The sequence below is a fragment of the Myxococcus sp. AS-1-15 genome (genome assembly GCF_020037055.1).
In the GTDB taxonomy this organism is placed as follows: domain Bacteria; phylum Myxococcota; class Myxococcia; order Myxococcales; family Myxococcaceae; genus Myxococcus; species Myxococcus fulvus.
The window spans coordinates 221,047-233,240 of record NZ_JAIQDF010000005.1; the positions used below are offsets into that span (position 1 = coordinate 221,047).

At 69.6% G+C, this 12,194-nt stretch carries 10 protein-coding genes; 5 read left to right on the plus strand and 5 right to left on the minus strand.

Features of this window, described 5'->3' with window-relative positions:
* Positions 1–3: 3 nt before the first annotated feature.
* Positions 4–1,269, minus strand: a complete 1,266-nt coding sequence (locus tag K8625_RS16695; RefSeq protein ID WP_223748642.1) for an MFS transporter — start codon at positions 1,267–1,269, stop codon at positions 4–6.
* A gap of 255 nt (positions 1,270–1,524) precedes the next feature.
* On the opposite strand from K8625_RS16695, the gene K8625_RS16700 reads away from it, so the two are divergent.
* Positions 1,525–3,387, plus strand: a complete 1,863-nt coding sequence (locus K8625_RS16700; protein WP_223783270.1) for an SBBP repeat-containing protein — start codon at positions 1,525–1,527, stop codon at positions 3,385–3,387.
* Between the two features lie 3 nt (positions 3,388–3,390).
* Here the strand turns inward: K8625_RS16700 and K8625_RS16705 are convergent, their stop codons facing one another.
* The 3 genes from K8625_RS16705 to K8625_RS16715 all read right to left on the minus strand — a co-directional run bounded on the left by K8625_RS16705 (position 3,391) and on the right by K8625_RS16715 (position 6,097).
* The gene (locus K8625_RS16705) at positions 3,391–4,833 is read right to left on the minus strand and encodes a FlgO family outer membrane protein (RefSeq protein ID WP_223783271.1); all 1,443 of its coding nucleotides are present in this window, start codon (positions 4,831–4,833) and stop codon (positions 3,391–3,393) included.
* Entirely contained in the window at positions 4,830–5,276 is a 447-nt protein-coding gene (locus tag K8625_RS16710) for a CsgG/HfaB family protein (RefSeq protein ID WP_223783272.1), read from the minus strand. Before K8625_RS16710 ends, K8625_RS16705 begins: the two co-directional genes overlap by 4 nt.
* A 317-nt stretch (positions 5,277–5,593) precedes the next feature.
* Entirely contained in the window at positions 5,594–6,097 is a 504-nt protein-coding gene (locus tag K8625_RS16715) for a hypothetical protein (RefSeq protein WP_223783273.1), read from the minus strand.
* A 201-nt stretch (positions 6,098–6,298) separates the two neighbouring features.
* On the opposite strand from K8625_RS16715, the gene K8625_RS16720 reads away from it, so the two are divergent.
* The 3 genes from K8625_RS16720 to K8625_RS16730 all read left to right on the plus strand — a co-directional run bounded on the left by K8625_RS16720 (position 6,299) and on the right by K8625_RS16730 (position 9,852).
* Complete coding sequence (locus K8625_RS16720; RefSeq protein ID WP_223783274.1) at positions 6,299–7,750, plus strand: SH3 domain-containing protein; 1,452 nt, start codon at positions 6,299–6,301, stop codon at positions 7,748–7,750.
* A gap of 211 nt (positions 7,751–7,961) precedes the next feature.
* A complete protein-coding gene (locus K8625_RS16725) occupies positions 7,962–9,053 on the plus strand; it encodes a histidine kinase (protein WP_223783275.1) in 1,092 nt (363 codons plus the stop codon).
* Entirely contained in the window at positions 9,046–9,852 is an 807-nt protein-coding gene (locus K8625_RS16730; protein ID WP_223748635.1) for a LytTR family DNA-binding domain-containing protein, read from the plus strand. The genes K8625_RS16725 and K8625_RS16730 overlap by 8 nt, the downstream gene beginning before the upstream one ends.
* A gap of 4 nt (positions 9,853–9,856) precedes the next feature.
* Here the strand turns inward: K8625_RS16730 and K8625_RS16735 are convergent, their stop codons facing one another.
* Positions 9,857–10,849 carry an AraC family transcriptional regulator gene (locus tag K8625_RS16735; protein WP_223783276.1) on the minus strand — a complete coding sequence of 331 codons (993 nt, stop codon included), beginning with the start codon at positions 10,847–10,849 and terminating at the stop codon, positions 9,857–9,859.
* Positions 10,850–11,017: 168 nt separating this feature from the next.
* Between K8625_RS16735 and K8625_RS16740 the strand changes: the two genes are divergently transcribed.
* Positions 11,018–12,193, plus strand: coding sequence for an isovaleryl-CoA dehydrogenase (locus tag K8625_RS16740; RefSeq protein WP_223748633.1), 1,176 nt, complete (start codon positions 11,018–11,020; stop codon positions 12,191–12,193).
* Position 12,194: the final 1 nt, after the last annotated feature.

Consider the following 12,194-nt stretch of genomic DNA (forward strand, 5'->3'; position numbering starts at 1 on the left):
GCTTCAGGAGGCCTGGGGGCCAGCGCTCGGCGCGGTGGCCGCGTCGGGGCCGGTCTCCTCGTAGTCGAGGTCGCGGTGGAAGGTCTCCTCGATGCGGGTGAGGGCCAGCAGGGCCAGGCCGAAGCAGATGCTGCCCACGGTGAGGGCGGCGGCGGGCACGCTGATGTGGCCCTTCAGGACGGCGAAGCCGCTGGCGGCGATGGCGGCGGAGCCCCGGACGAAGTTGGGCACCGTCGTGGCCACCGTGCCTCGGATGTTGGTGCCGAACTGCTCGGCGGCCATGGTCACCAGCACCGCCCAGTAGCCCACCATGATGCCGATGAGGAAGCTGAGGATGTAGACCATGGTGCTGGTGAGCCCGGGCACCAGCCCGTAGACGAGCATCAGCAGGAAGCCACCGACCAGGTTGAGCGCCACGGCGCGCTTGCGGCTCTTGAGCCACTGGCTGAAGAGGCCCGCGAGCAGGTCGCCAATCGTCAGGCCGATGGAGCCGTAGAGGATGGCGTTGCCGGCCGTCACGGTGCCCTGGACGTTGAGGCCCGCGGTGAGCTCCGGCGCGAAGGTGAAGAGGATGCCCGTGGTGAAGTAGATGGGCACGCCGATGAGGATGCAGCAGATGTACTTGAGGAAGCGGTTGCCCTGCAGCAGCAGCAGCGGATTGGCGCGCGACGGGTCCGTCTTCTTGGTGAACAGCTCCGACTCGGAGACCTTGAAGCGGGCGAACAGCAGCGCGATGCCCATGATGCCGCCGGTGAAGTAGGCCACCTTCCAGTTGAGGTGCTGCCCCACGAAGGCCGCGGCGACGATGCCGAGCATGCCGAGCGTCGCGACGATGGTGGTGCCCAGGCCGCGCTTCTCCTTGGGGAGCGACTCGGCGACCAGGGTGATGGCCGCGCCCAGCTCACCCGCGAGCCCCACGCCGCCCAGGAAGCGGAACACCGCGTAGCTCGTCACGTCCCAGGCGAAGGCGTTGGCCAGGTTGGCGAACGAGTACAGCAGGATGGAGCCGAACATGACGGAGAGCCGTCCGCGCTTGTCGGCGAGCACGCCCCACAGCAGGCCGCCCACCATCATCCCCACCATCTGGCAGTTGTAGATGAGGATGCCCTTCGACAGCACCTCCTCCGGGCTGGTGATGCCGATGTCGCGGAGCGAGGCGGCGCGCACCACGCCGAACAACGTGATGTCGAAGAGGTCGACGAAGTAGCCGAGCCCCGCCACCAGCACCGTCAGGTTCAGGACCGAGCGCAGCTCACGCAGGAATTTCATGAGCACCATTCAATGGGTTGGGTCGCCCTGCGGCAAGGCCGATTCTTTCGACGCAGCGCGTGGAAAAGAGGCCCGCTTGCAAGGGGCTGGAAAATATGAACTTTGATTCAGGTCTCATCCCCGGCGGGGGCGGTTTCGTCCCGCCCGGGGGCGGTTTCGTCACTCTCCTCCCGGTCGTTTCCCGGGGGGCCGGTATCTCCGTGGACCCCCGGAGCCCCATCAACGGGGCCCGTGGCGGGTCGAAGGAGAGACACCATGAGAGGCGTGAACGCGGTAGCGGGGTGGGCGTTGTTCGGCGCGCTGGCGCTGGGGGGCTGCCAGGGTGGGGAGCCACCTGCCGACGGGCCCCAGGAGGAGCTGACGAGCTCGGCACAGGCCCTCGACAACTGCGTCAACATCCTGCCGGTGATGACGAGCGCCACCAGCCCCTCGGGCATCGTCACCAGCTCCGGCGGGTGGACGTCGAACCCCACGATCTACGAGGCGTGGAAGGCGTTCGACAACACGAGCGCCTTCTGGCTGTCCACGAAGAACGTCGCGCCCGCGTGGCTGGCGTACGAGTTCCCGGGGCTGCCGCGCATCGTTCGGCGCTACGCGCTCAGCTACAACAACGGCGGCATCACCTCGCGGGCGCCACGCAACTGGACGTTCGAGGGCTGGAACGGCAGCGCGTGGGTGGTGGTGGACACGCGCTCGGCGCAGACGGGGTGGGCGGGCGTCGAGCGGCGCCAGTTCGACGTGGCCTCCCCGGGTGCTTACAAGAAGTACCGGCTGAACGTGACGGACGACAACGACGCCCGCGCGGGCATCGAGACCATCTCGCTCAACCTGATGGAGATGTACGAGTGCCGGGCCTTCCCGTCGGTGGATGACCTGTGGACGAACACAGTCGGTGCCACGGGCGGCTTCACCCGGATCCACGACATGGCGGGCGACCCGGCGGCGCGGACCTACGTCACGGGCATGACCAACGTGGGGCTGCATGGCTCGCCGCTGGTGGGCGGCATGGACGCGTTCCTCACCGCGAGGGACTGGAATGGGAACGTCAGCTTCCATAGGCAGCTGGGCGTGCCGAACGGCATCGTCGTGGGCGAGAGCGTGGCGCGCAATCGGCGGTTCGAGGAGATCTACGTCGCCGGGTACACGAGCGGCTCGCTGCAAGGCGCGCCGCTGATCGGGACCAAGGACGCGTTCCTGCTGCGCTACCGCTACACGGGCGTGCACGGCTGGACGCGGCAGGTGGGCGCTCCCGGAGTGGGGACGGAGGGGCTTGGCGTGTCCCTCGACCACGTCGACAACGCGTTCCTGGTGGGGCAGACGGACGGGGCGCTGCCGGGCAATACGAAGACGGGCATCGCGGATGGGTTCGTCAGCAAGTTCAACGCGGCGGGCACGCTGCTGTGGACGCGGCAGTTCGGCGTCGCGGGGCAGCGCACGCGGGCCAATCGGGCCGCCGCGGATGACTCGGGCAACGTCTACGTCGCGGGCATCACGGCGGGCAACCTGGACGGCCAGGTGCTGACCGGTCCGGAGGATGCGTTCATCATCAAGTACGACGCGGATGGCGTGAAGCAGTGGACGCGGCTGTTGGGGGCGCCGGGCACGAACGCGAGCCTCCGGGACGCGGCGGTGGACACGAACGGCCAGCTCTACGTGACGGGGTACAGCGGCGGCGGCATGGATGGGCTGCCGGTGGGCACGCCCCAGGTCGCGACCTTCGTCGCGCGCTACAGCCCGGCGGGCACGCGGCAGTGGGTGAAGGAACTGGACTCCGGCGCGGGCAACTTCGCCTGGAGCCTCTTCAGCAACCCGTTCGACAACTTCCTCTATGTGGCGGGGACGGGCCACGGGGACGTGGGCTCGCCCACGGACACGGCGGGAGGCGCGGGACATCCGTTCGTCTTCAAGATGGACACCGCGGGTGCCATCCAGTGGATCCGGCAGACGGCGCCGGCGGTGCTCGGCGGCGTGGAGAAGCCGGTGTACCCGATGGGCGTCGTGCTGGACGAGGACGACAACCTGTACCTGGGTGGCTACCTGGAGGGGAACTACGAGGGCAACACGCTCCTGGGCAATCCGGACGGGTTCGTGACGAAGCTGCCCGCGATCGTGCCTTGAGGCTCACTCCTCTTCGTGGGCACCGATGTTGAGCACCACGGCGCGGGCGCGGCTGATGCGCTCGCCGTCGGGGTCCTCCTGGCGGAAGGCGGCGAGACGCGCACGGGCCTCGGCGTAGCGGCGCAGGCCGACGAGGGAGGTCAGCTCCGCCTCCCTCGCGTAGCGCAGGTCGTTCTTCTGCGCGGGGGTCGTCGCGCTGGCGCTCCAGGTCTCGTAGTACGCGCGGCATGGAGCCAGGACATGGACGCGGAAGCGCGGGTGGTTGTTGTGCTCCAGGCACCGACGCAGCGCGATCTTGCGGTGCTCCTCCTGCGTGGGCTTGCCCTTCTTCTCGAGCTCGCTGATCCGCAGGGCCACGGCCTGTTCCTCCGCGGCGAGGTCCGCGCGCATCTTCTCGAAGGCCCGCTGGCCGTCCGCCACGTTGCTCGCGGTGGTGCGCAGCATCAGGTCCACATAGGCCGCCAGGGGGCTGAGCGGCCAGCGGCGCAGGAAGTCCTCGCCCGCGACACGTTGGGCCTCCCAGTCGTCGAGGTAACCGAAAGCCTGGAAGCGGTAGAGCGAGGCCTCCTCGGACGGATGGCGACCGAGATGCGCGGACAGGTCGAGCGCGAGGATGCGCTCGGAATCACGGATGAGCGTGCGCCAGCGTCCGCGCGCGCGGGACAGGTTGAGGAGCTGGAGGGCCGCGGCCGAGCGCTCGTCCGCGGGGCTCTTCGGGTCCTCCATGACGCCACGCAGGCGAGCCTCTTCGTCCTTCACCTCGGGCTCTGCCTCGCGCGCGAGATCGGCCAGGCGCTGGTCCATCCGGGACAGCTCCTCCTGGGCGTAGGCGAAGTCCGGCGAGCCGGACAGCGTCGCGCGCAAGAGCCAGGCGCGCTCCTCGGGCGAGGTGGTGGCCATGGCGCGGCCGTAGGTCTCGAGCGCGAGCACGGCCGCCTTGCCCGAGGGGCGTCCCGCGCGTGGCTTCACGGGCTCACGGAGCAGCCGGCCACAGACTTGGTCCTGGAGGGCGAAGATGCGCTCCAGGGAGCCGGTGACCTTGGCGGTGTCCAGGACGACGCCCGTCTCCACGTCGATGAAGCGCGCGTTGATGCGGACCTGATTCTCCGCGCGTTGGATGCTGCCGAGGACCAGGGTCCGGGCGCCGACGAGCCGGCCCACGCGGACGGCCGAGGACTCGGTGAGCTGTTGTCGGTCCTTCGCGCTCAGCTCGGCGAGTGCCGCTTCGAGCTGCTCGCGCTCGACGACCTGGACGCGTCCGCTGGCGCGCAGGTCGGAGATCAACGTCTCCGTCATGCCGCGCGCGAGCCAGTCCATGGACGTGTCGCCGTTGAGGTTGCGGAACGGCATCACCGCGGCGGGACCCGGTGGGGGCTTGGACGGGGTGGCCGCGAGCGCGGTCTGGGCGCAGAGGAGGAGGAGCAGGAGTGCGCGGGCTGGGCTCACGGGCGCAGCCTTGCGTTCAGTGCCGGGAGGAGCGTGCGAACCCGTGCGGTGAGGGCGTCCTGCACCTCGAAGGGCTGCTGTGCGGGGCCCTCGACGCGCGCGGTGTCGAGCACCTCGCCGGTCTCCACGTGGACGAACCGGGCGGCGACGCGGAGCAGGGGACCGGCGCGTTGGATGCTGCCGAGCACGACGACCTCGGCGCCGATGAGGCGGCCCAACCGCGCACGTGTCTCCGGGTCGACGCGGTCCGACTGGTGGAAGTCCTGTTCCTTCATCGGGAGGTCGAGTTGCTCGCGCTCGACGATGCGAAGCCCGGGATGCGCGCCGATGTCCGTGATGACGGCCTCGGCGAGGGCGAGCTCGAGTGAGGTGTCCTCGTTGACGTCACGGAACTTCAGGACGCAGATGCTCACCGGGCCCGTGCGTGCGACGGGGCTCGTCACGGAAAGCGATGGCTTGCTCGCTGTGGCCGGGGGCCGCGGGCGGAGCAGGTAGGCCGTGGCTCCCGGAAGGGCGAGCCCCACGGCGATGAGCAGGGCGGTCCCCGTGCTCCGCGCGAGCCCACCGCGGGGCGCGGGCGCTTCCGTCACAGGCAGCGTGCGCGCTCGTCCGGAAGCGGTTCCAGGAACGTGGGAGCGGGAGTCATCGGGCGCGGAGCCCGGGGGCGTCGTGTTCACGGAGTCGGAGGAGCATAGCCGAACGCCCCGTCACCCACGCGAGGCCCGGATGCGGACCAGGACAGGCCTCGCGTGTTCAGCGGCTACTCGAAGTCGGCCTGCTCGTAGAACAGCACCGTCCCCGAATGGGCGAAGAGGATGACGTAGGCCTGGTAGTACCGGGGGAGCCGATAGTGCTGGTAGGCGGCGACGAAGACCTCCTCCTCACCGTCCCACCAGTTGTTCAGGTAGGCGTCGGCCAGCGGCTGGAAGGGGTAGTAGAGCCGCGTCGCGAACTGCTCGTACGTGTTCGTGCCTGCGCTGACAAGGTTGGGATTGAAGCCCGGCATCGCCTGGATGGCGCGCGCGGCCATCTCCACCGTGGGCGCGTCCTCGAACTCCCAGTCGAAGGTGAAGACTCGCGTCCATCCCTGGCACTGGCCGAGACAGCGATTGTAGCCCTGCATCTCCAGGTCCTGGATGTCCCCAGGCGTGAACTGCTCGTCCAACTCCAGCGCGTACCCCGGGGGCGCCGTCTGGGCATGCGCGGCGAGCGGGGACACCATCAGGAACAGCGCCACACAGGTGAGCGACAGGCTGCGATGCATGCGTTCTCCTCCGATTGTGCTGTGGCGAGGATGGTCTCACGCAACATGCCCACCCAGAAAGAGCAGGAACCGTGACATCTCGGTGGCCCTCCGGAGAAAACGCCGGGCGCCCGCGAAATAGCTCGCGCCGAGCGTTCGTTGTGCCAGAGGGTGAGCCCCCGGCGCGACACGGAGCCGTCTTCCCCTGTGGGAGTTCAACGAATGAGCCGCCTGGCATCCCCCTCCACCCAGCCACGTGCGACGACATGCCGGGCTGGCGCACGCACCTGGCGCCTGCGGATGCTGTCGCTCGCGGTGATGGGGACTACCGCGTGCGCCGCGCCGTCCGCGGTCGCCGTGTCTCCATCCGGGGTGCCCGCGTTCAGCGAAGACATGCTGTCGCCCGAGTTCTGGATCCGCCGCGCACCTTCTCCCGACGAGGTACTGCTCGACGCCGAGCAGGTGGCGGCCAGGCGTACGCGCGCGTTCGGTCCGGATGGCGGGCTGAACGATTTGAAGCGCATGCCGACCCCGCTGACGCGGTCGCAGGTCGCCGGCTGGGTCAAGGATGCGCAGCAGACGCCCATCCAGGCCATCATCGACGAACAGGGTCAGCCGGTGACGGAGGCGATGCTCGAGGAGCTGCGCCGGAACGCCGCGACCGAGCACATCCCCGAAGCCGCCCCCGCGCGCTACGGCCTGAGCGTGCGGCGCACGCCCCTGCGGGCACTGCCGTCCGACCGGCGGTTCTTCGCGGCGGAGAACCTGCGCGACTACGAGAGCCTCCAGGCCGGCATCCTGTTCCCGGGCGAGCCCGTCGTCATCGCGCACCAAAGCGCGGACCAGCATTGGCTGTTCGTCCAGACGACCCAGGGGCCCGCGTGGGTCCGGCGCGCGGACGTGGCGGAGGGCACGGCGGACGCGGTGTTCTCCTACGTGGCGAAGGCGCCCGGACGTGTCGTCACGGGCGACCAGGTACGCACGGTCTTCACACCGGAAGCCCCCGGCGTGTCCGAGCTCGAGCTCGACATGGGGGTCGCGTTGCCGCGGGCCGACGTGGCTCCCGGCGAGCCCGTCAACGGCGCCAGCAGCTATGCGTCGTGGCCGGTGCTGCTGCCGGTGCGCGAGCGGGACGGCACGCTGGCCTTCCAGAGCGCGCTGCTGCGCCGTACCGCCGACACCGCGCCGGGCTATCTGCCCCTGACACGCGCCAACATCCTCCGTCAGGCGTTCAAGTTCCTCGGCGAGCGCTACGGCTGGGGGCACCAGTTCAATGCGCGCGACTGCAGCGGACTGACCAGCGAGGTGTACCGCAGCCTGGGCTTGTTCCTGCCGCCCAACTCCGGGATGCAAGGGAAGAGCGCGGCGATGAACCACCGACTCTTCACGGCGAGCGACTCGCATGCAGAGCGGCTGCGCGCGGTGGCCCAGGCGCAGGTGGGTGACCTCATCGTCGTTCCCGGTCATGTCTTGATGATCATCGGCCACGTGGATGGCGAGCCCTACGTCATCCAGGACGTCCCGTTCGCGGTGTTCAAGGACCCGACCACGCAGCAGCTCCGCAAGACGAAGCTGAACCAGGTCGCGGTCACCCCGTTGCTGCCGCTGTATGCCGACGACACCACGCTGTACGTGGACGCGATGACGAGCCTCGTGCGCGTCACGAGCCCCTAGGCCCGGCCGCCGGGCGGGATGCCACGCTCAGGCCGGGGGCGTCGCTCCATCATAGGAGGGCCGCGGCTTGGGCCCGCTTCTCGGAGGAGCGGCTCACGAGGTCCGCTCGCCCCCCCAGGGCACCGCGAGCGATGGGCGTCTTCAACCGACGAGAGGTGTGGTGAAGTCGCGTGCGCCCTGCCACAGCCTGGAGCAGAGAGGGGGTCGCACCGTGAGCCGAGCCTGGTGGTTGGGGATGGGACTCGGCCTGCTCGCGGCGTTGCCGCAAGCGCTGACCGCTCAGGTTCGTGACCAGCAAGGCTTCGTCTCCGCGCTGGTGCTGGCCCTGATTCCCTACAGTGTCTGGGCCCTGCTCGCGCCACTCCTGCTGGCGACGTTCCGGCGGGTGTCACGGGAGGCGCCGCTCGAAGCTCGGACCGGGGGATGGCTCATCGCGCTGGGGGGCGGCTTCGTCCTGGCCCATTCGGCGCTCCTCGCGTTGGGGCTCTCGGTGCTGGAGTCCTGGTCGGCTCGCGGGCTCGCGTTCACCGACGGGTTCCGGAGGCTCCTGCTGGAGCGAGGCGTGCTCGGGTCCTTCGAGTACCTGCTGTTCCTCGCGGCCTGGGCGACCCTGGGCGCGTTCCGCCGGGCCCGTGAGCGGGAGCTGGGGGAGTCTCGGCTCGCGGCACGTCTGGCGGAGGCACGACTGGAAGCGCTCCGGGCGCAGCTCGACCCGCACTTCCTCTTCAACACGTTGAACGCCGTCGTCTCCCTCGTCCGACAGACACGGAACACGGAGGCCGAGGACGCGCTCGTGGAGCTGAGCTCGCTGCTGCGGGCGAGCCTGGACGGACGCAACGAGCAGGGCATCGCGCTGTCCGAGGAGCTGGACCTGGTCCGCCGCTATCTCGGCATCGAGCAGCTCCGCTTCGGCAGTCGCCTGCGCTTCCACCTGGAAGCAGAGCCGGAGACGCTGGGGGCACGCGTGCCCATGCTCGTCCTTCAACCCCTGGTCGAGAACGCCATCAAGCACGGCACCTCCCGCCGCGCGGCCCGAGGGAACATCTGGGTCCGCTCCCTGCGACAGGGCGAACGGCTGGTGCTCGAGGTCCGCGACGACGGCCCCGGGCTCCGTCCAGGGAGCACACCCGGAACGGGGATCGGCGTGGCGAATACCCGCGAGCGCATCCAGCAACTCCATGGCGAAGGCTATGGTGTGACCCTCGAGGACGCACCGGGCGGTGGCGCCCTGGCCCGCGTGGAGCTTCCGTTCCAGGTGTCCACGGTCGAGCCGTCACCGCAGGGGAGGGCAGCGAATGGGTGAGGGGAGCGAGGCAGGCTGGCGGGTGCTGGTGGTGGACGACGAGCCGCTGGCCCGCGACAACGTGCGCCACCTCTTGTCCCGTGCCCCCGACGTCACGGCGCTCTGGGAATGCGAGAGCGGAGGCGACGCGGTGGACGTCATCCTCCGAGAGAGGCCGGACCTGGTGTTCCTCGACGTCCAGATGCCCGAGGTCGACGGCTTCGACGTCCTGCGCGAAGTCGGGCCCGAGCTGATGCCGCCGGTCATCTTCGTCACCGCCTTCGACCAGCACGCCGTTCGCGCCTTCGAGGCGAACGCCCTCGACTACCTCCTCAAGCCCTTCAGCGCGGCCCGCTTCCAGGAGGCGCTCTCGCGCGCACGCAAGCAGCGTGAGCAGGGCCGGGAGCGGGCGCTCCTCGAGCGACTGTCGTCACTGCTCGCGGGCTACACGCCGGCCAACGCGCCGCCCGCGGACACCGGACAGTACCTGGAGCGCATCGCGGTGAAGACGGACGGCAAGGTGGTCGTCGTGCCCGTCGCCGAGCTGGACTGGTGCGAGGCGGAGGGCAACTACGTCGTGCTGCACTCCGGCGCGAAGAGCCCCATGCTGCGCGAGACGCTCAACCGGGTCGAGCAGTGGCTGGACCCGAAGTGCTTCGTGCGCGTCCACCGGTCCACGTTGGTGAACGTCAGTCGCATCAAGGAGCTGGAGCCCGACGTGGACAAGGGCTGGGTCGTCATCCTGCGCGACGGCACCCGGCTGCGCCTGAGCCCAGGGCGCAAGGCCGCGGTGGAGGCCGTGCTGCGCCAGTCGTTCTGAGACCTCACTCGCCCGCGCGTTGGAGCCGCTGGCGGTACTCGCTCGGCGACTCTCCGGTCCACTGCTTGAACGCTCGCGAGAAGATCTTCTCGTCCGCGTACCCCACGTCCAGCGCCACGTGTTTGATGGGCACCGAGGAGCGCCCGAGCAGCTCCAGCGCGTGGCGTCGCCGCACGTCGTCCTTGAGGTTCTGCAGCGACGTCCCCTCGAGCGCCAGCTGTCGATGCAGCGAGCGCACCGACACGTGCAGCGCGGACGCCACGTGCTGCGCGGTGGTCCCCGAGGCGCGAGGGTCGCTCAGCTGTGAGCGCACCCGCTCGACCAGCCGCCGGTCCCTCCGGTACTGCCGCACCGTCAGCGGCAGCGCCCGCTTGAGCATCGCCCGCAGGGCCTGCTCGTCACGCTTGGCCGCCAGCTCCAGGTAGCCCACGTCGAAGCTCATGCTGGCGCGGGTGGCCGAAAAGCGCACCGGCCCCGGGAACAGGAGCGGGTACACGGACTGGTGCGCCGGCGTCGCGAAGGGGAACGTCACCTCGCGCAGGGGCAGCTGTGAGTTGACCAGCCAACAGGCGTACCCATGCACGTAGCGCAGGCTGCTGAGCAGACAGAACTCGCGCATGGCCCCCAGCTCGTGCCGCTCCTCGATGGCGAGCCGCGCCGTCGTGCCCTCCACCTCGAGTGAGAGCAGGACGTCCTCGGTCAGCAGCCGGTGGTGGCGACACCAGCGCTGCAGCGCGATGCCCAGCGTCGGTGAGCTGAGCGAGGCCCGGCAGAGCATCCCGTACGTCCCCCAGGGGAGCCGGCGGGTGAACCACCCCAGGGCCTCGTCATCCAGCTCCTGCATCGCCGTGGCCGAGAGCGTCTCGAACTGCCCGGCGTTGATGCGCGCAGACACCCGGCCGAGCTGCGCGCGGGTGATCTCCGCCTTTCGCAGTGCGTCGTGCGGGTCCACCCCGTACTTCTCGTACGCGAGCACGATGGCGCGGACGAACGCCATGGGCGTCTCCGCGCGCGGCAGGGGTTCGGGGGAGCGCTGGAGGCGTCGGGGCATCGGCGAGCAGCATGGCCTGGTTGGCACGATTTGCAACCACCCTGGCGCACGCGAGCCCTCCCTCGTACCTAATGTCCGCCAGCCACCTCGAGACGCTGGTTGGGAAACGACTTCATGGCTCACTTCGCAGAGCTGGGCTTCGCGCTCGGTGAATCCGTCGAGATGTTGCGCAACACCGTGCGCGCCTTCGCCGCCAAGGAGATTGCTCCCCGGGCGGCCGACATCGACCGGGAGAACCTGTTCCCGGAGGACCTCTGGACGAAGCTGGGCGCCCTGGGCGTCCTCGGCATGACGGTGAGCGAGGAGTATGGCGGAGCGGGCCTCGGCTACCTGGCCCACATCGTCGCCATGGAGGAGATCTCCCGCGCGTCCGCGTCCGTCGGCCTGTCCTACGGCGCGCACTCGAACCTGTGCGTGAACCAGGTCTACCGCAACGGCACCGACGCCCAGCGGCGCAAGTACCTGCCCGGGCTCCTCAGCGGCGAGCACGTGGGCGCGCTGGCGATGAGCGAGCCGGACGCGGGTTCGGACGTCGTCAGCATGAAGCTCAAGGCCGAGAAGCGCGGGGACAAGTACATCCTCAACGGCGCCAAGATGTGGATCACCAACGGCGCCAACGCGAAGGTGCTGGTGGTCTACGCGAAGACGGACGAGGCGCTGGGCCCCAAGGGCATCACCGCCTTCATCGTCGAGGGCGGCTCCAAGGGGCTCAGCTTCGGCACCAAGCTGGACAAGCTGGGCATGCGCGGCTCCAACACGTACCCGGTCTTCTTCGAGGACTGCGAGGTGCCGGAGGAGAACGTGCTCGGCGGCGTGGGCGCGGGCGTGAAGGTGCTCATGTCGGGGCTCGACTACGAGCGCGCGGTGCTCGCCGGTGGGCCCCTGGGCATCATGGGCTCCTGCATCGACGTGGTGCTGCCGTACGTCCACGAGCGCAAGCAGTTCGGGGAGAGCATCGGCCAGTTCCAGCTCATCCAGGCGAAGCTCGCGGACATGTACACGTCGTGGTCGGCGTGCCGCGCGTACGTCTACGCGGTGGGTCAGGCCTGCGACAAGGCGGACCACGCCAGGACGCTGCGCAAGGACGCCGCGGGCGCCATCCTCTATTCCGCGGAGAAGGCGACGTGGATGGCGGGACAGGCCATCCAGATCCTCGGCGGCAATGGCTACGTCAACGAGTACCCCACGGCGCGCTTGTGGCGCGACGCCAAGCTCTATGAGATCGGCGCCGGGACGTCGGAGATCCGCCGCATGCTCATCGGGCGCGAGCTGTTCGCCGAGACCGCATAGG

Bases quoted from the DNA above. Each gene is read 5' to 3' on its own strand.
- K8625_RS16740 (WP_223748633.1), top strand. From the start codon at position 11,018: ATGGCTCACTTCGCAGAGCTGGGCTTCGCGCTCGGTGAATCCGTCGAG.
- K8625_RS16735 (WP_223783276.1), bottom strand. From the start codon at position 10,849: ATGGCGTTCGTCCGCGCCATCGTGCTCGCGTACGAGAAGTACGGGGTG.
- K8625_RS16715 (WP_223783273.1), bottom strand. From the start codon at position 6,097: ATGCATCGCAGCCTGTCGCTCACCTGTGTGGCGCTGTTCCTGATGGTG.
- K8625_RS16695 (WP_223748642.1), bottom strand. From the start codon at position 1,269: ATGAAATTCCTGCGTGAGCTGCGCTCGGTCCTGAACCTGACGGTGCTG.
- K8625_RS16700 (WP_223783270.1), top strand. From the start codon at position 1,525: ATGAGAGGCGTGAACGCGGTAGCGGGGTGGGCGTTGTTCGGCGCGCTG.
- K8625_RS16730 (WP_223748635.1), top strand. From the start codon at position 9,046: ATGGGTGAGGGGAGCGAGGCAGGCTGGCGGGTGCTGGTGGTGGACGAC.
- K8625_RS16720 (WP_223783274.1), top strand. From the start codon at position 6,299: ATGAGCCGCCTGGCATCCCCCTCCACCCAGCCACGTGCGACGACATGC.